The sequence below is a fragment of the Undibacterium sp. JH2W genome (genome assembly GCF_049340425.1).
In the GTDB taxonomy this organism is placed as follows: domain Bacteria; phylum Pseudomonadota; class Gammaproteobacteria; order Burkholderiales; family Burkholderiaceae_D; genus Undibacterium.
The window spans coordinates 211,721-228,556 of record NZ_JBMPOT010000012.1; the positions used below are offsets into that span (position 1 = coordinate 211,721).

The window sequence follows — 16,836 nt, forward strand, 5'->3', positions numbered from 1 at the left end:
GGCGCCTGGCTTTTTTTAAAATCGGGTTTCTCTGGCGGCGCGCAAAAAACTGTCTAGTATGGGGGTGCAATCGAGCAAATCACTTTGCCCCGTCAAATGAAATTCAGGATGCCATTGCAGGCCAACCACGAATTTGGCGTTTTGATAGCGTATGGCTTCAACGATGTTATCGGCTGGTGAAATCGCCTCTACCCTGATGTCCCGCCCCAGGGTCTTGATGGATTGATGATGGATGGAATTCACCCTGGCAGCTACCTCTGTCGGAAATAATTTTGCCAATGAAGATTGCGGGGTGAATTGCAAATCATGGCCATGCTGGTCATACAAGTCATTAACGTGGGCGATGGCCCCCGGCACTTCAGTGAGGATGTCCTGATGCAGGCTGCCACCAAAAGCAACGTTCAATAACTGGCAGCCGCGGCATATGCCCAGCAAGGGTTTGTCGGCCTCGATAAACTCATGCAAGAGTTCCAGCTCATACATGTCGCGAGTGCGGTCACCAGCCCATTCGGGGCGGGTGGATTGCTGGGAATAACTCTCAGGTGCCACGTCAGCCCCGCCTTGCAAAACCAGGCCATCAAGGTGGCTGGCATAATCGCGCAAGCGTATATTGCTGGGGCGTATCAAACCATTGGTATTGACCGAGGGAATCATGAAAACCATGACATCCCGCGCCATGACCCATTGGGCGATCGATTCTTCCAGGTATTGCAGGGTCTTGCTGGGCAAGCCCCTGGCCCCTGCTTGCGGATGAAATATCCTGGCAGAAACACCTATGCGCAAAGTACGGTGGGTAATACTCTTTGCCGTACGTATCGAACTGGCGCGCAGGCGTGCGGTCAGAATGCGTGCAAAACTGCGCCAGGCCGACTCATTGGCTAGATATTTAGGCTGGATGGCATGATCTGCTGGAGCGGGAGGCAGGCTTTCAGGCGCAGGCCGCGCTGGCTGTGCGCTGTAAGTATCTTCAGATGCTGGCTTGGTATTGTCGTCACTCATGGCATGTATATCCATTGCTGAAAAAGTGAACTTCAAGTGCTTACATCTTGCGGTATTGCCACTGGCTTCTTTGGAAGCTGTTGACGATCGCGCACATGCTTAAGACCGTAAACAGCTACTCACATCTTAGCAGATAGTTGGCAAACATCTACTTATAAACCTGCGTGCCCCTCATACCGATGCCTTATTTGAGCCGCGGTGCCTGGTCTTCTTCAGGCATCATTGCCCCGGATTCTATATTTCCAAAGAACACAGACAAGTCTTCCGTCGGTTTGAAATTCAGCAGATGTAGCTGCAATTTTGTCGGTGATATGCGCTTGAAGTCGCCCGGGAAGCACAGGGTAATCAATTCCTGTGCGCTTTCCTTGTTCAGGTTCAGGGTGAAGTCTTCTATGCCATTTTTCCAGGTATTGCCCGTCTTGAGTATGTAATCAACCACGGTATTGGTGACGCGCACATTGTCCTTGTCAGTGGCATGCAGTTTGCGCCAGGAATCAAGATAGGTTTTATCTGCGCAATACGGCTTGACCTGCTTATCCATGGAACCCGATTCTGAGGGGCCACCAGACCGGAAAGGTGCATACTCATGGTGTACACGAATGATTTTTCCCGCCGGGAACTTCTGCTGCCACTGGTAGGCGACACGCACTGTCCAGCCAGGTACGGGTTCACCTAAATCTTTCAGATAGCCTTTCTTTTGCAGTTGCGCCATTTGCTTTTTGCTCAGCGGCTTGAGCTTGACATTGAAAGGACTTTCTTGCGGAAAGAAGGCAATCTGCTCATCGCTCAAGCCTATCTTCCTGAGCTCGCCTGTAATGTCCTCAGTACTTTTTGCTGATTCAAATGCCTGCATGATGGTTTTATACCCTACTGCTTTACCATCAACGCTAATGGAAAAGCCACCAGGTTGCCCGGCGTGACGAGGCGAGGGATCTACCTCATAATCCGGTAAGGGGAAGAATATGGTTTCCGTAATGTCCGCATCTGATTCGTTGAGAAACTCATAGTCGACCGATATTTTTTTCCAACTGACATTGAGTACCTCTTTCTTCATGGCGATAGCCTCGGTTTTCCTGAACACGATGCCACCGACACCGAGGGAGCCTATGCCATCGTTTGCCATGACATGGAATGAAGAGAGTAAGAGCAGGGGAAGTATCCAGATTTTTTTCATATCACTTTCATTCAACTCAAATTCACAACAAGAACATCAAGGCCGCCACCGCTGTCGGCGGCAAAGCACCCAGCAGCAAGCCCAGAGCGCCTATCGATTCATCATTGAAACCACGCTTCAATAAAGCCACACCTGCCGGGTTGGGGGCATTGGCAATCACGGTCAAACCACCACCGGCAACAGCGCCCGCCACCAGCAGGTATTTGGCTTGCTCACTCAGGCCTGCAATCAGTGAACCCAGGTAAGTCAGTGCAGCATTATCAGTAATGGCCGTCAGGCTGATCGCTGCAAAAAACAAAGTATGTGGAGCCAGGCCAGACACGATGGGTTGCAACCACCATTGCTGCATGCCGCCCAGCACCACCAAACCGGCCAGGAAGAAGCCTACCAGCAAGCCTTCTTTCAAGATCAATGGACTTTGGTAACGTTCATAAGCCTGGGTATAACCCATGAAGAACAGGAACAAACCAAGAAAAAATACTGGGTGATGGGCGAACAAAACCACACCTGCCAGAAATACCAGATGGATCAGGCTGACGATGAGCGGTACAGGCTCAACGAGTACCGACTCTTCACTCGCTGCAGCAGCGATATGTTTGCGCAAAACCAGGGTCACGACAGTCGCATTGAACAACACGGCCGCCAGGGCTTTCCAGCCAAAAGTCGCCAGCATGAATACGCTATCCCATTGCCAGGCCGCCGCCACCATCAACACTGGCGGCGCGGCGTAAGAAGTCAGCGTACCACCGATGGAGACATTGACGAACAGCACGCCCAGGGCAGCATATTTCAGCCATTCTGGCATATCCTTGCGAAAAATTTTGGGGGCCAGCATCAGGGCTGCCAGGGTCATTGCAGCAGGCTCGGTGATCAGCGAGCCCAGCAGTGGTACCACGGCCAGCCCGAACCAGACCATGGCGATAGCATCTGGCACAGGCGTCCAGGCAGCCAGGCTCTTGAGCAAGCGAGCAACGATTTCCAATACTGGCCGTGAAGCGGCCACCACCATGACGACAAAGACAAACAAGGGTTCGGTATATTGGCGTGATTCGGCATAGCTCACGGCAGCGTCACCACCCGCCACCAGGGCCATGACCACGATGAGTACAAAGGCCCAGAAACCAAACACGACCTCCACTTCACCTAGCAAATGAAACAGGCCCGCATGGGTCACACTTTTATGTGCCAATACTTCAAAAAACTTGGCGCTGAAAGTATGCAACAAGGCCAGGCCAAAGATCACGGCACCTAATGTTTCCATTAAAGTCATCACTGTTTTCTTTCCTCAAATATGGATACATATCTTACACGAGCTTACTCTGGCTTAGGACAAAAACCGGTGTAAGATGGGACGATATTCATCTTCCTATCGGCCCCCTGCCATACTCCAGAAAAAACTGTTCTGCAGCTGCTTGATTGCCATTTCCAGCTTTAGAGTTTCTCAGCTCGCTCAATCAAATCAATAAGAAAACTGGCTGGAGAGTACATTGCAAAAACAAAGAAAATTTATATGGATATAAAAGGAAATAGCGAAGGCAGGTTTCCATAGTCAACAAGTTTGAAACGACGAGATGCGCTTCACATGTTTATCAATATGACGTCTCACCTGTCATGCAAAACCGCTTCAACGAGATCAACACTACACAAATTCATATGCATAATTTTCGTATCCCATATTTCCTCGTACTTTTGACTGGCCTGTTCTCTGGCAGTGCCATGGCAGGATGCAAAGATGATTTACTCAGTGACTTTGCCCGCGAAAAAAATGGTCCAGCCATTATCAGGGTAGAGAAAGTATATGGCGCGCTTGCTTATCGCATGCCGTCCGGCGCGCAGCAATGGGATGCCAATTTTAGCAAGAGCGATTTCGTGCCTCCAGAAAAATTGTCCGAACTACTCAATAATGAAAGCGTGCTGAAGACCTCGTGCGGCATGTGGGTGGACGGTAGAGTCTTGATGAAACTGCCTGCGGGCACCTCCATACAAGTCAGCTCGCCTACTCAAAAATCCTACATGCCCCAGAAGCTCGCTACCGGCTATGTGTACTACATCATGCAAGGTTTCATGCTGGAGGCCATAGACTTATACCCGGTCGCCGCGAAAGGCATTTCCCCTCCTGCACCAGAACCACTGAAGCAAAGACCCGAAGGCAAAGAAGTGCCGGATACCGCCCTATGCCCAGGCAACAAACTGCCTGATCTTAAACAAGCCGCTTATGACAGTCTGGGAGACAGCACCAAGACCTGGTTCAGGAAGCTTTCACCAGAAACCCAGTTGGAATATCTGTGCGGGCAATGGTTGTCATCTGAAATGATCCGGTTTCCTAACATGGGAGCCAAGGAAGAAAAAGACAGGGCAGCGATTCTTCATAATTTTAAAGAACTGTTACTCGCCGGACAGGTGCCGCGTAATGAGAAAGGCGATGCACAATGGCTGAGTGCCGGCAGTGGCCTGCTCAGGGGCAATGATGACTGGGATGTAGTCTTGCCATTGCAAAAAGAATTTTATGATTTATTCGAACAAACTGTCTTGCCACACCTGACAGCGCCTATGCCTTATGAAAATGGCTACTCGAATACGGAGTTGCTCAAACACACACAATCCATGCCAGCAGAACTGGGCTTGCGTGTTTTGAAAAAATTCAATGAAAAAAAATTCCTGGCATTTCCCCATGAAAAGCAGGAAAAAAAATCAACGCTACCAGACTGGACGGTCGCTCTGGAGTTATTACAGCGGTATCGCGATATCGGCAAAGTCAACCCTGCCGTTTTTGACTACTTGCTGGCACAGGCAGGGCCAGATGCTATCAATGACCGTACCCTCATGGACCATGCCATGGATAGCAAAAACCTGGCAGCAGTGCAGCGTTTGCTCGATCACGGTGCCAACCCTCTTCGCGATGGCGTCTTGTCACATGCCTGGGGTAAGCCAGCCTATGCGATCTTATTAGCTGCTGCCAAGGAAAAGTATAAAGCCAGTAAAGCCAGGACGATATTGCCACCCGCGGAGGCAGAAGCTATCCTTGCCAATGTGCTGGAGGCGGCCAGCTATGAGAAGAAACTGGATTGGCAAGAAGTTGATTTTCTCATCAGTGCGGGTGCCGATATCAACCATATGTTTGCGCAACAAAGCCCCAATAACATAGGCATCTTTGCGCATCATTATCCAGAAAAAATCATACAGTTAATTGCCCGCGGCCTGCGCCTGGACAAGAATTATGAATACTCAAATGGGAAGACGAAAATTTCTGGTGAATTATTGATGCTATATTTGCGCTTTACTGGCGTCCGCCCTCACCGTGAAGACCTGATACGCGCCATGCTGACAAAATACAATAATGTGAATAGTGCAGCAGGCTGTCAGGCTTGTGGTTATCCCCTGGACTTTGCGGCAGAATCTGGCCGCGCAGACCTGGTCAAGACCTTCATTGAATTTGGTGCCAATCCCAATAATGCATTGCCGGACGGTTCTTTAAGCTACTGGCAAGCCGTCATCAAAAACCAGCCCGATCTGCTGGACCTGATGGCCGCCTCAAAATTCAAACTGAACCTGAATGCAAAAGATAAGAATGGTGTGACAGCACTGGCCTGGGCCCATTGCCTGAAAGCTGATGCAGCAGCCGCGTGGTTGAGCAAGAATGGTGCGCTAGAAATTGGGCGTGAGATTTGTGCCAAGGCTAAATAATTTTATTGCAGGAAGCCTTGTTGCAGTATGGACCGCCATGCCGTGATCGAATAGTGGGTGTTTTTGAAACAGGATCAACTAACACTTGCTTCATGCCGTAGGAGCGGCTTTAGCCGCGAACATTTCACCGTATCGGTCATTGTCAACCGCATCCAGCATTTGCGGCTGCAGCCGCTCCTACATCTGCAAAATTTGAAATAAAAGGTTAATCACAGCTTCTTTAAGATTGCACTGCATGGCCGCGCCTGGCGGCTTCCAGTGCGCCATTGGAATCGGCAAACACCGGGCCACTATCCCAGTCTACTTGCTGCGCTGCAGTTGCTTGCAGCCACATGCACCAGTCTTGCCTGTGCTCGTCATGCAGCAGGGTATGGGTGCTTAATTCATTGACAGATTTATCCTGGCGGGTCTGCACTGTTCTTGCGTCCGGAAAAAACAGCGCATGCTTTGAAGTGAAAACAATTTCCACAAGTCCATGTTAATTTAAATATAATTTCTTTATGCTATTATTTGCTGAGCACTATTTCAGTGTGGATGCAGTCAACCCATCCTGGCAAAAGGAAATCATGAAATCTGTGCACTTGGCAATGCTGCCTCTGTTCTACCTCATGGCGAATACAACGGCACATGCAAAAGCCTTGTGCGCCAACATGAGCGCTACCCAAAAAGAAACCCAGTGCATGGCAGGTGAAGTGGACAAGGCCAACAAGAAACTGTCCAGCTACCTGCAAGCCGCCAAGTCGCGCCTGCAGCAGACAAGCCAAAGCAGGATCAATCTGGAGACGACACAAAAAGCCTGGGAAGACTACCGCTCCGCCCATTGCGGCGATGTCTACACGTTCTGGGCCGGTGGCGGCATACGCTACCGCCAGATAGCACAATGCCAGCTAGACCTGACACTCAACCGTACCCGCGATGTCTGGCAAGCGTATCTGACTTTTGCAGACAGCACGCCTCCATTGCTGCCTGCACCTTGAACACCAGTGCCTGACAAGTAAGTTCACTGAATCGGTTGTACAATTCACTGCTGTTTCATACTACGTTTCACTTCAGCAAGTACATCCACGAAGAAAACTTACAGGAGAACACCATGCAGTATCGCGAAGACTTTAATAGCCTGGTTGGCAGTACAGAAGACAATACGACGGTCAATCGTCGCAGTTTTATACAGACTGCAGTTGGTGTCGGCTTTGCCGCAGCGGTTGCGCCGGTATGCGCGCAAACCATGATCAAGACTGATCGTGCTGGTTTGACCGATGGCGTAGCCAAACTGACCGTGGCTGGGGCAGATGTGCCGCTGTATTTTGCCAAGCCTGAAGGCAAGAGCAATTTGCCGGTGATCCTGGTGATCTCCGAGATTTTTGGAGTGCATGAGCATATTGCCGATGTAGCGCGCCGTTTTGCCAAGCAGGGTTATCTGGCTATAGCACCTGAATTGTTTGTGCGCCAGGGCGATGCCAGGAATGCACCCAGTGTGGCCGAACTGATGAAAGAAATCATTTCCAAGGTGCCCGATGCGCAGGTCATGGGTGATCTCGATGCAGCCGTAGCCTGGGCAGGCAATAATGGCGGTGACACCAAGCGCCTGGGCATCACCGGCTTTTGCTGGGGTGGCCGTATTACCTGGATGTATTCGGCCCATAACCCCAGTGTCAAGGCCGGCGTAGCCTGGTATGGCCGCCTGGTTGGCGAAGCGACTGCACTGACACCCAAGCACCCTATCGATATCGCTGCTGGCCTGAAAACCCCAGTACTGGGCCTGTATGGCGCGAAAGACCAGGGCATTTCTGTAGAATCCATCTTCAAGATGGAAGTCGAACTCAAAAAAGGCAATAGCAAATCAGAATTCAAGGTTTATGAAAACTCTGGCCATGCCTTTAACGCCGATTACCGCCCCAGCTATAATGAAGCCGATGCCAAGGATGGCTGGAACCGTGCCCTGGCCTGGTTCAAGGCCAATGGCCTAGCCTGATTCATTTCCCCAGCCTGAGCCTGACAAATCCGGGGCAAGCCGGATTTGCCTTATCTACCCACCTATCTAACTACTTCACTCATTCTCACCCAAGGAAACCCGGCATGCACACTTATGACTATGATTTATTCACGATAGGTGCTGGCTCTGGTGGCGTGCGGGCCAGCCGTTTTGCTGCACAATATGGTGCACGCGTGGCCGTGGCAGAAGCCGGGCCTTTGGGTGGGACTTGTGTGAATGCCGGTTGCATACCAAAAAAACTGATGTCCTATGCTGCCCATTACCATGAGGATTTTGCCGATGCCGCCGGTTTTGGCTGGAGCATGGGTGAACAGCAGTTTGACTGGGCCACGCTGATCGCCAACAAGGACAAGGAAATCACCAGGCTCAACGGCATCTACGCCCAGATACTGACGAATGCCAAGGTGGATATCATCGCCGGTCATGCCCAGATCATCGATGCGCATACTGTCGCCGTCAATGGCAAACAGTATCGCGCCAGGCATATCCTGATTGCCACGGGCGGCCACCCTATCCTGCCAGAATTGCCGGGCAGTGAACTGGGCATTACTTCAGATGAATTCTTTCACCTACCTGCCTTGCCACGTCGTGCCGTTGTGCAAGGCGGCGGCTATATCGCCGTAGAACTGGCCTCAATACTCAATGGCCTGGGTTGCCATGTAACCCTGGTGCAACGCGGCAACCAGATCTTGCGCAGCATGGATGCCGACCTTGGCCATTTCCTGATTGCAGAAATGCGCAAAAAAGGCGTGGAGATTGCCCTTGATACCAAGATAGTTTCCATCACAACCAGCGACGAGAATAAACGTGTGACGCTCAGCGATGGCCGCACAATTGACAGTGATTGCATCCTGTTCGCCACTGGCCGCAAACCGAATGTCAGAGGCCTGGGTCTGGAAAATGCCGGTGTACTGGTCAGTGAAAATGGTGCCATCATCGTTGACGAACACTTCACCACCAATGTCGAAAGCATCTATGCCATAGGCGATGTCATAGACCGCGTGGCATTGACGCCCGTGGCCCTGGCCGAAGGCATGATCGTTGCCGCCAACCTGTTCCAGCACGGCCGCAAGCTGATGTCATATGAAAACATCGCCACTGCCGTATTCAGTCACCCGAATGTCGCGACGCTAGGCCTGACAGAAGCCAGGGCAAGAGAAAAACATGAGCACGTGAAAATCTTCAAAAGCGAATTCAAGGCCCTCAAGCACACACTGTCAGGCTCAACCGAACGCTGCCTCATGAAGATGATCGTCGACACCAATACCGACCGCGTACTGGGCATGCACATGGTAGGGCCAGATGCAGGTGAAATCATCCAGGGCTTTGCCGTCGCCATGCAATGCGGCGTGACCAAAGCACAAGTCGACGCCACCATAGGCGTGCATCCTACGATGGCAGAAGAGTTTGTGACGATGAGGACGGCGGTGGTGTAGCTTCAGGAAGTTGTCGCATCAGAGAAGTGCTGCCGACTGTTTGCAGCCAAGTAGGCTGCGTTGTAACACACCGGCTGTGATGGTCGTGGTGGTAGAACGAGAACAATAATGCAAAATCGGGGTGTTACAACGCACCCTGCAGGCGGGCTGTTTGCAGTATTCACAGTATTCACAGTATTCACAGTATTCACAGTATTCACAGCGGCCCTGCTTTGTTCAGTCGATGTAGCCCAGAGTCTGCGCCAATGGATCTATCCTTTCCCATTGCTCTTGCCTGGGGATTGCTTTCGCCCGCAACATGAGGGCATCAGCTTCGGCAAGCTGGCCTTTGCGCCGGCTCAGTTCAGCCAGCCTGGTCAGCAACAGCGGCAATCTCTTGCCAGCGTTCTTTTCCTGCACCAGTAAAGATGCGCGCAATAATGGTTCAGCCTCGGCGTCGCGGCCGAGTTTCAGGTAAATCGCAGCCAGATCATCAAGCAAGGCGGTTGGCTCACCATGGATGGCCCAATATCCTCCCGCTACGGGATCCTTGGACATTTGTGAAATGGTCTGTGTGCGCCTCTGCTCCATGCTTTGCAACAGGGCCAGGACTTTGTCATACTTTCCTTCCCGCATGAAATGGGCGGCAATACGGCGCCCTGCCTCATAGGGATTGACTGGTTCTAAACCGATTGGATTAGCTTCCCAGGGAGCTTGCCCGGAAAAATTGAGTTTCTTCAGCAATTGCTCAAGCAAGACCTCGGCTTCGCTGCCACGCTGCATGCCTATCAAGGCGGCACAGCGCATCAACACAAGCTCGCCCGGTTCACCACCCTGTTCGCCCAATTTTTCCCAGATGGAGGAATACTGGTCCAGATAGTTCAATGCCTCTGCATACTCATGCTTGCTCAGGGCAAGATTCGCCAGATTGATATTGATCATGACGCCAAACAAACTGGCGCTCATATCGGCATCTCTTCCTGTAAATTTTCTTTTTTTACTGAACTCCAGCGCAAGCTGGTTAATTTCTTTCGCATCAGCAAAATCTTTCGCCCAATACGCCAGTTTTGCCATCATGATATAAGAAAATAACTGATCACCAAATTCACGCTCGTTCTCAGGCGGCTTTGCTTTCTCCAGATAATCAGCGAGACGCTTCCAGCATTTGGATACAGGTACTGGCGTGCAAACTGGTGAACCATCGAGTTGAGCTTCCTGATTATTCTTTGCACTACTCGCCGCCTGAACCTGACTAGAGATGCCAAAGGCCAGTAACACTAACAGGGAATATAAAGTCCGTTTTTTCATTTGTCTGTGGTTCAGTTGCAGCTGATGAAAAGGTAAAAGTACATTGATGGTATTGTAGCAAAAATACAATACCCATTATTACAGCACAAAAGCATTTCACGATTACCCATGCCGCCATTGCCAAAGAGTTTATGCGGATGCTCATGACGCGGACATCGCTGCAAGTGAAGACTGCATTTGCAGAAACCCCCGCAATATGCTTTAATTTGCAACCTGGTTGCAAATTCCCGAGGCTTAAAATTCATTCCACGCTGTTATCTATCCTGTTTGCTACCACGATTGCTGGTGTCCTGAGCATCACTGCTGCTGCCATATTTTCGTTTTCGCTACTATCCAAAGTGGTGGAGCGCATGGTCAGTTTGTCGGTGGGCATCATGCTGTCCACTTCTTTGCTGCATGCCTTGCCTGAGGCTTTTGAATCCGGCGCTGACCCGCGTACGCTGTTTGCCTGCCTGCTGGGCGGCTTGCTGGCTTTTTTCTTGCTGGAAAAATTCGCCATCCTGCGTCATTCACATCACCATGAAGGCGATGGCCATCATCATGAGCATGGCCATGATGCGCATGAGGCAGGCAAGGCTGGCTGGATGATACTGGTGGGTGATGGCTTGCATAATTTCACTGATGGCATTTTGATCGCCGCAGCTTTTCTGGCCAACCCCAAGCTGGGTCTGGTAACTGGCTTGGCCATCATCGCCCATGAAATCCCGCAAGAGATAGGTGATTTCATCGTCTTGCTGAATGCTGGCTTCAGCCGCATGCGTGCCTATATGTATAACCTGATCTGCAGCATGATGGGGGTGGTGGGCGGTGTGCTTGGCTATTACACGCTGGAAAGCGCCAGCGGCATGATCCCCTATGTGCTGGTGTTTGCGTCTTCCGGGTTTATCTACATTGCGGTCAGTGACCTGATGCCGCAGATGCAGAGACGGGCGACCTTGAAAGAGACGATACCGCAAATTATTCTGGTGTCACTGGGGGTGGTGCTGGTGTTGTTTGTGACTAGTCATAGGTGATCTTTGACCAGTCTGGCCTCGCTAGGCTGCGCTTAGTAGGTTGAGCCGGGCCTCGTAGGTTGGGCTACGGTTTATCAGCCCAACACTGGGCCTCCATTAACGTATACGTCATTTAAACGCCGAGTGTTGGGCTGGTGAAACGTAGCCCAACCTACGATTGCAGGCTTTCCCGTCTCAACTCAACGCTCCACAGGCCTAGACGCATCCGCACACCACTCACTCCACGATCCCGGATACAAGGCTGCCCCCGGCAAACCCGCCACTTCCAGTGCCAGCAGGTTGTGACAGGCGGTAACACCAGAGCCGCATTGCATGATGGCCCTGCTGGCATCGCCAATAATAGGAGTCCATTCCTGCTGCAACTGCTCTGCGGGTTTAAAACGGCCATCAGTTTGCAGATTATCTTTGAAGAAGCGGTTTTTGGCGCCAGGGATATGGCCGCCGACAGGATCGATAGTTTCGTTCTCACCGCGGAAACGGTCAGCGGCGCGGGCATCGACCAGGGTTTTGGCTGCACTGCTGATATTGCCCAATACCTGGATGACATCAACTGTGTGCACCAGTGAATCCCGCTCGGCGAAGCCGCCATTGTGTGTAACCGGGGCCTCTGTGCTGGCTGGCTGCCCTGCTGCCAGCCAGGCTGGCAAGCCACCATCAAGCACGGCGACTGCCCTGTGCCCTACCCAGCGCAACATCCACCACAGGCGTGCGGCAAACATGCCGCCGTGCGCATCATAGGCGATGACCTGGCTATCGTTATTGATACCGAGGCCTTGCAGGGTAGCGATGAAGTCGGCTTTTTCAGGCAGGGGATGGCGACCACGGAAGACACCATCAGCACCCACTTTGGCAGCCGACAGCCGCTGGTCCAGATGGACGAATTGCGCGCCGGGGATGTGGCCCTGGTCATAGGCAGCCTGGCCTGCATTGGTATCCATCAAATCATGGCGGCAATCCAGCACGACCCAGTTGGTATCGGCGATGTGGGATGCCAGCTCGGTTGCACTGATCAATGTTGTGTACATCTTGGTCTCCTGAAAAAAGATGATGATTATTCTGAACTGATGGCATCGCCGGGTATGGGTTTGCGATTGGTTTTGGCATTATAGAATGTTGCGATGAGACCGCTGCATAAAATCACGGCGATGCCTACCCAGCTTAACCAGGGCAGGCTGACTTTCCAGATCAGTACATCCCAGGCACTGGAAAACACGATGCCAACATATTGCAGGTTGGCTGTGACCAGGGTATTACCAAGACGGTAGGCGCGTGTCATGGCCATTTGCGCACTCGCGGCAGTCACGCCTATTGCCAGCAAGAGCATGGTGCCCCTGCCTGAGAGCTGGTGCCAGGTAGTCTCTCCCGCTGTGGAAAACACGGTTTTTCCTACCAGCACGCCGATTAAGCCAGCGACAGCGCAGGTCAATGAAAAATAAAACACCACGCGATATTCAGGCTCGCCCAGCAAACCCATTTGCCTGACTTGCATATACGCCCAGGCCGCCAGCATGCCCGACATCAGGGCCAGCACACCACCCATGACCTGGTCGGTATGTATGCTGGGGCGTAGCAGCAAGACCACGCCGACAAAACCCATGAGGATGGCGGCGATGGGTTGCCAGGTGATACGGCTCTGCTTGCGCCACCAGGCACTGGTCAGCAAGATGGCTGCGATCCAGATGGGGGACATGTAATTCAGTGTCACCGCCATCGCCAGCGGCAATTTACCCAGGGCATAAAACCATAACCATAGTGAAACCACGCCCACGCCACCGCGTACCAGATGATGGTAGGGCATGCGTGTTTGTAAAGTGCCACCCTGGAACTTGACCAGCGTGGCTATCATCAACATGCCTATGGCACCACGATAGGTGACAATTTCAGCCGTGGAATAATCAACCGATGCCAGCTTGACGCAGACACCCATGATGGAAAACAGAAAGCTGGCAAGCAGCATCCATAAAGACTGCATAAAAACTTCACTCCAAAAGATAAGGGAGGCACACGCCTCCCTTAACATCTTGCATCAAACTGCGATTTTTCTTCGATACCATTCATGGAAGTGCTGCATGCCGTCTTCCATCGGCGATTGATATGGGCCGACTTCATTGACACCACGATCAAACAGTATCTTGCGCCCGGCATCCATGCGCTGGCCGATCTCATCGTCCTCGACACAGGTTTCCATATACGCAGCACGTTCAGCCGCGATGAAGTCGCGTTCGAACAACACGATTTCTTCAGGATAATAAAACTCAACCACATTGCGGGTCTTGCCCGTGGCGGTAGGCCACAGGGTAGAGACCACAAGCACATGCGGATACCATTCAACCATGATGTTCGGGTACAGGGTCAGCCAGATGGCGCCGTACTTGGGTGCTTCGCCATTGCGGAACTTCAGCACCTGTTCTTGCCAGCGCTGGTAAGTCGGCGAGCCTGATTTTTGCAAGCCCTTGTGCACGCCTACGGTTTGCACGCTATAGTCTTCACCGAATTCCCATTTAAGGTCATCGCAAGAGACAAAGCTGCCCAGGCCAGGATGAAAAGGCTCGACGTGATAATCTTCCAGATAGACTTCAATAAAAGTCTTCCAGTTGTAATCACATTCATGCACTTCGACATGGTCCAGCATATAGTCAGTGAAATCCAGGTCCTGGGTGACACTGAGTTTGGACATGCGTTCCATGACGTTGTAGCCGTTTTGCTCGAACAACAGACCATTCCAGTTTTGCAGCGGCGTACGCTGCAAATTCAGGCAAGGTGTGTCAGCAAAATGCGGCGCGCCGATGAGCTCGCCTTTGAGGTCATAGGTCCAGCGATGCAGCGGACAAACAATATTATGGGTATTGCCGCGCCCATTGAACATCAATGCCTGGCGGTGACGGCAGACATTCGACATCAATTCTATGCCCTGTGCGCTACGCACCAGCATGCGGCCCTCGTTTTCGGCAGCAAGCGTGGCAAAGTCGCCGACATTGGGCACCATGAGTTCATGGCCGACATAACGCGGACCAGAATGGAATAAATCTTTGATTTCGCGCTGTAACAGCGTTTCATCAAAATACACGTAAACCGGAAGTTGCGCGTCAGAACGCGCGAGTGTAGACAAAGAAGCCAGATCGGACATCCCCACCCCCCAAATTAATTTGCACCAACCTAAGAGAGAAAGAATCCACAAAAACCTGTTCCGTAAGGATTTTCAATCCCAACGAAAATTCAAACGATCAAACGACTTGAAGAGGAAATTTTGGACAGAACCGGGGATTATACCTGAACTTTAAAAAATTGCTCTAAAAGCTTAGCTAAATGATATAAAAAGACCAAGCTCATGAGTTAGAACAGCAATCAAGGCGGCAATTCTTATGGCTACGCCCTCATCAAAGACCTGACATCACTGCCTGCCGAGCTAGTCCTCATTACTGCGCCCTCGCCTCAACTGAGCAGCACTATTTGCAGAATTCCTGCAATGCACACACTTATTTTGCAGAAATCCGACCATGACCAAACGCTATCATTTTGCAATGACAGCACGCAAACGACACCGCCATGCAAGACACCGACATACGTATCCAGACAGCGACATCTGCTGATGCTGCCACCATCCTGGCGATGACTATACTTTTTCGCAATCATCTGGAACGCATGCAACCCGGCGACCAACAGTTTGCCGCTTTCATACCGCGTTTGCTGGCCTCACAGGATGCCAGCTTTTTTCTGGCTTATATCGCGGATGAGGCGCTTGGCTATATCTTGCTGCGCTACCGCGATTCGATGTGGGTGAATGGCAAAGAAGCGACGGTGGAAGATCTTTTTGTTGATCCAGCCAAACGCAAGAACGGTGTAGGCCGGGCTTTGGTTACCCATGCACTGGCCCATGCAGCAGCCAGTGGCTGTGTTGCTGCCTGCCTGGACACCAATGAATTCAATCTGGCATCAACCAGGATTTATCGCGACCTGGGTTTCAATGATCATTCACAACGCTGGAATGGCAGACAAGTGTTTTTTCGCAAAGCATTGGCCAGTACTGCGACGCCAGTAACTGCGTCTTGAAAAGTAATGCACGACGAACCTGCTTGCCTTTGCTACCGGGGTTCGAAGATTTTTTTATTGAAAGATAGTATGCCATATCGATTACTCCTTGCCCTGGCATTTGCCGCATTGTCACTACCAGCCAGTGCTGAGACCACTACCGTGACCGGAACCAGCATCACACGCACAGGCCCGGACACCAGCATAGTCTCGAATGCGATCTGGGTCGGCGACCACTTGCATTTGTCAGGGAAAATCGCCGCACCAGGCAAGCTCGCCGGCAAGCCCGATGCCAAACCTGCCATCACTGGCGACACCCGCGCGCAAACCATCAGCACGCTGCAGGCCATACAAAGCAGCTTGCGACAGCAAGGACTGGACATGGTTGACGTGGTGCAAATGCGGGTCTACCTGGTTGGTGACCCTGCCCTTGGTGGCAAGATGGATTTCGCCGGTTTGAACCATGCCTACCGCCTGTTCTTTGGCACGACAACGCAAGCCAATAAACCTGTGCGCACGACGGTGCAAGTTGCTGCCCTGGCCCTGCCGGAAGCGCTGGTGGAGATAGAAGTAATGGCAGTCAGATCAGGCAAGCAATGCACGCCTGGTCAACTGCCTTGCCATGCTGCCGGACCTTCAGGCAACCCCGCGACTAATCCCGCAGCTAAACCCGCAGCTAGCCCTATAGTCAGCCAGGCTGTCAGCAGGATCATCATGCGTTCGCAAGCAGGCGCTTGTCGTCAACAGGCACAGCCCGACTGCCACCATGTAAAACAGTTTGCAGGCGCTGCAAGGACAAAGCCGATTCTGCTGTAATACGACGACGCAATACCAGGACATTCAGGATTTTTAGCGCCAGGTTGGGCAAGACATAATGCAGATGTCTCTCAAACAAGGTGCCACCGCTGGCGCTTGCTGAAAATTGATAAGTGACTGTCAGGCTGGCACCGTTATCGACTTTCGCCCGGCCAGTCCAGCGTCGGGTGTTATCGCATTCAGTCACGGTCCAGATCAGATGCCCGGTACGGCCACCGGCGCGCACATCTTCTTCAAAGCTACTGCCGACATCAGCAGTACCCGCATTACTGGTATACAGCTTCAAGGATGAAGGATGCCAGTCCGGCCAGTGAGCAGGTGCGCATGCATAGTCAAATACTTGCTGGATGGGGACTTGTATTTCTATGGCATTGTAGATATGGGTGCTCATGGTATTTCCTTGTC

The 16,836-nt window shown here is 51.8% G+C and carries 17 protein-coding genes; 7 read left to right on the forward strand and 10 right to left on the reverse strand.

Annotated elements, in window-relative coordinates:
• Nucleotides 1-15: 15 nt before the first annotated feature.
• The 3 genes from ACO0LC_RS19350 to ACO0LC_RS19360 form a co-directional block, all read right to left on the reverse strand.
• Complete coding sequence (locus ACO0LC_RS19350) at nucleotides 16-999, reverse strand: gamma-glutamyl-gamma-aminobutyrate hydrolase family protein (RefSeq protein ID WP_423006078.1); 984 nt, start codon at nucleotides 997-999, stop codon at nucleotides 16-18.
• A 184-nt stretch (nucleotides 1,000-1,183) separates the two neighbouring features.
• Nucleotides 1,184-2,173, reverse strand: a complete 990-nt coding sequence (locus ACO0LC_RS19355; protein ID WP_423006080.1) for a DUF4424 family protein — start codon at nucleotides 2,171-2,173, stop codon at nucleotides 1,184-1,186.
• Nucleotides 2,174-2,195: 22 nt separating this feature from the next.
• A complete protein-coding gene (locus tag ACO0LC_RS19360) occupies nucleotides 2,196-3,443 on the reverse strand; it encodes a putative Na+/H+ antiporter (RefSeq protein WP_423006082.1) in 1,248 nt (415 codons plus the stop codon).
• A gap of 341 nt (nucleotides 3,444-3,784) precedes the next feature.
• Here ACO0LC_RS19360 and ACO0LC_RS19365 point away from each other — a divergent pair, with 341 nt between their 5' ends.
• Nucleotides 3,785-5,857 (forward strand): hypothetical protein, encoded by a 2,073-nt coding sequence (locus ACO0LC_RS19365; RefSeq protein WP_423006084.1) that lies wholly within the window; start codon nucleotides 3,785-3,787, stop codon nucleotides 5,855-5,857.
• A gap of 220 nt (nucleotides 5,858-6,077) precedes the next feature.
• On the opposite strand, the gene ACO0LC_RS19370 is transcribed toward ACO0LC_RS19365, so the two are convergent.
• Nucleotides 6,078-6,326: a hypothetical protein gene (locus ACO0LC_RS19370; protein ID WP_423006086.1), complete on the reverse strand. Its 249-nt coding sequence runs from the start codon at nucleotides 6,324-6,326 to the stop codon at nucleotides 6,078-6,080.
• Between the two features lie 97 nt (nucleotides 6,327-6,423).
• Between ACO0LC_RS19370 and ACO0LC_RS19375 the strand changes: the two genes are divergently transcribed.
• The 3 genes from ACO0LC_RS19375 to gorA all read left to right on the forward strand — a co-directional run bounded on the left by ACO0LC_RS19375 (nucleotide 6,424) and on the right by gorA (nucleotide 9,286).
• The gene (locus ACO0LC_RS19375) at nucleotides 6,424-6,834 is read left to right on the forward strand and encodes a lysozyme inhibitor LprI family protein (RefSeq protein ID WP_423006088.1); all 411 of its coding nucleotides are present in this window, start codon (nucleotides 6,424-6,426) and stop codon (nucleotides 6,832-6,834) included.
• 113 nt (nucleotides 6,835-6,947) lie between these two features.
• Nucleotides 6,948-7,829: a dienelactone hydrolase family protein gene (locus ACO0LC_RS19380; protein ID WP_423006090.1), complete on the forward strand. Its 882-nt coding sequence runs from the start codon at nucleotides 6,948-6,950 to the stop codon at nucleotides 7,827-7,829.
• A gap of 104 nt (nucleotides 7,830-7,933) precedes the next feature.
• A complete protein-coding gene (gorA, locus tag ACO0LC_RS19385; protein ID WP_423006092.1) occupies nucleotides 7,934-9,286 on the forward strand; it encodes a glutathione-disulfide reductase in 1,353 nt (450 codons plus the stop codon).
• 216 nt (nucleotides 9,287-9,502) lie between these two features.
• Here the strand turns inward: gorA and ACO0LC_RS19390 are convergent, their stop codons facing one another.
• Nucleotides 9,503-10,573 carry a tetratricopeptide repeat protein gene (locus ACO0LC_RS19390; protein WP_423006094.1) on the reverse strand — a complete coding sequence of 357 codons (1,071 nt, stop codon included), beginning with the start codon at nucleotides 10,571-10,573 and terminating at the stop codon, nucleotides 9,503-9,505.
• Nucleotides 10,574-10,814: 241 nt separating this feature from the next.
• Entirely contained in the window at nucleotides 10,815-10,946 is a 132-nt protein-coding gene (locus ACO0LC_RS19395) for a hypothetical protein (protein ID WP_423006143.1), read from the reverse strand.
• Here ACO0LC_RS19395 and ACO0LC_RS19400 point away from each other — a divergent pair.
• Nucleotides 10,885-11,586: a ZIP family metal transporter gene (locus ACO0LC_RS19400; RefSeq protein ID WP_423006141.1), complete on the forward strand. Its 702-nt coding sequence runs from the start codon at nucleotides 10,885-10,887 to the stop codon at nucleotides 11,584-11,586. The two genes, ACO0LC_RS19395 and ACO0LC_RS19400, sit on opposite strands and share 62 nt — an antisense overlap.
• 179 nt (nucleotides 11,587-11,765) lie before the next feature.
• On the opposite strand, the gene ACO0LC_RS19405 is transcribed toward ACO0LC_RS19400, so the two are convergent.
• Genes ACO0LC_RS19405 through ACO0LC_RS19415 form a run of 3 tightly spaced genes read right to left on the reverse strand, consistent with a single transcriptional unit; the run spans nucleotide 11,766 to nucleotide 14,713 of the window.
• Complete coding sequence (locus ACO0LC_RS19405) at nucleotides 11,766-12,611, reverse strand: sulfurtransferase (protein ID WP_423006096.1); 846 nt, start codon at nucleotides 12,609-12,611, stop codon at nucleotides 11,766-11,768.
• Nucleotides 12,612-12,637: 26 nt separating this feature from the next.
• Nucleotides 12,638-13,558, reverse strand: a complete 921-nt coding sequence (locus tag ACO0LC_RS19410; protein WP_423006098.1) for a DMT family transporter — start codon at nucleotides 13,556-13,558, stop codon at nucleotides 12,638-12,640.
• A 54-nt stretch (nucleotides 13,559-13,612) separates the two neighbouring features.
• A complete protein-coding gene (locus tag ACO0LC_RS19415; protein WP_423006100.1) occupies nucleotides 13,613-14,713 on the reverse strand; it encodes an aromatic ring-hydroxylating oxygenase subunit alpha in 1,101 nt (366 codons plus the stop codon).
• Between the two features lie 419 nt (nucleotides 14,714-15,132).
• Between ACO0LC_RS19415 and ACO0LC_RS19420 the strand changes: the two genes are divergently transcribed.
• Together ACO0LC_RS19420 and ACO0LC_RS19425 are read left to right on the forward strand one after the other, a co-directional pair.
• A complete protein-coding gene (locus ACO0LC_RS19420) occupies nucleotides 15,133-15,636 on the forward strand; it encodes a GNAT family N-acetyltransferase (RefSeq protein WP_423006102.1) in 504 nt (167 codons plus the stop codon).
• A gap of 69 nt (nucleotides 15,637-15,705) precedes the next feature.
• Nucleotides 15,706-16,431, forward strand: coding sequence for a Rid family hydrolase (locus ACO0LC_RS19425; protein WP_423006104.1), 726 nt, complete (start codon nucleotides 15,706-15,708; stop codon nucleotides 16,429-16,431).
• On the opposite strand, the gene ACO0LC_RS19430 is transcribed toward ACO0LC_RS19425, so the two are convergent.
• Nucleotides 16,328-16,822, reverse strand: coding sequence for an SRPBCC family protein (locus ACO0LC_RS19430; RefSeq protein ID WP_423006106.1), 495 nt, complete (start codon nucleotides 16,820-16,822; stop codon nucleotides 16,328-16,330). The genes ACO0LC_RS19425 and ACO0LC_RS19430 overlap by 104 nt on opposite strands.
• Between the last annotated feature and the right edge of the window lie 14 nt (nucleotides 16,823-16,836).

Excerpts from the sequence above, each read along its gene's own strand:
- ACO0LC_RS19375 (WP_423006088.1), top strand. The coding sequence starts at position 6,424 with ATGAAATCTGTGCACTTGGCAATGCTGCCTCTGTTCTACCTCATGGCG.
- ACO0LC_RS19350 (WP_423006078.1), bottom strand. The coding sequence starts at position 999 with ATGAGTGACGACAATACCAAGCCAGCATCTGAAGATACTTACAGCGCA.
- ACO0LC_RS19415 (WP_423006100.1), bottom strand. The coding sequence starts at position 14,713 with ATGTCCGATCTGGCTTCTTTGTCTACACTCGCGCGTTCTGACGCGCAA.
- ACO0LC_RS19365 (WP_423006084.1), top strand. The coding sequence starts at position 3,785 with ATGCAAAACCGCTTCAACGAGATCAACACTACACAAATTCATATGCAT.
- ACO0LC_RS19390 (WP_423006094.1), bottom strand. The coding sequence starts at position 10,573 with ATGAAAAAACGGACTTTATATTCCCTGTTAGTGTTACTGGCCTTTGGC.
- ACO0LC_RS19360 (WP_423006082.1), bottom strand. The coding sequence starts at position 3,443 with ATGACTTTAATGGAAACATTAGGTGCCGTGATCTTTGGCCTGGCCTTG.
- ACO0LC_RS19355 (WP_423006080.1), bottom strand. The coding sequence starts at position 2,173 with ATGAAAAAAATCTGGATACTTCCCCTGCTCTTACTCTCTTCATTCCAT.
- ACO0LC_RS19410 (WP_423006098.1), bottom strand. The coding sequence starts at position 13,558 with ATGCAGTCTTTATGGATGCTGCTTGCCAGCTTTCTGTTTTCCATCATG.
- ACO0LC_RS19395 (WP_423006143.1), bottom strand. The coding sequence starts at position 10,946 with ATGCCCACCGACAAACTGACCATGCGCTCCACCACTTTGGATAGTAGC.
- ACO0LC_RS19425 (WP_423006104.1), top strand. The coding sequence starts at position 15,706 with ATGCCATATCGATTACTCCTTGCCCTGGCATTTGCCGCATTGTCACTA.
- gorA (WP_423006092.1), top strand. The coding sequence starts at position 7,934 with ATGCACACTTATGACTATGATTTATTCACGATAGGTGCTGGCTCTGGT.
- ACO0LC_RS19430 (WP_423006106.1), bottom strand. The coding sequence starts at position 16,822 with ATGAGCACCCATATCTACAATGCCATAGAAATACAAGTCCCCATCCAG.
- ACO0LC_RS19380 (WP_423006090.1), top strand. The coding sequence starts at position 6,948 with ATGCAGTATCGCGAAGACTTTAATAGCCTGGTTGGCAGTACAGAAGAC.
- ACO0LC_RS19420 (WP_423006102.1), top strand. The coding sequence starts at position 15,133 with ATGCAAGACACCGACATACGTATCCAGACAGCGACATCTGCTGATGCT.
- ACO0LC_RS19405 (WP_423006096.1), bottom strand. The coding sequence starts at position 12,611 with ATGTACACAACATTGATCAGTGCAACCGAGCTGGCATCCCACATCGCC.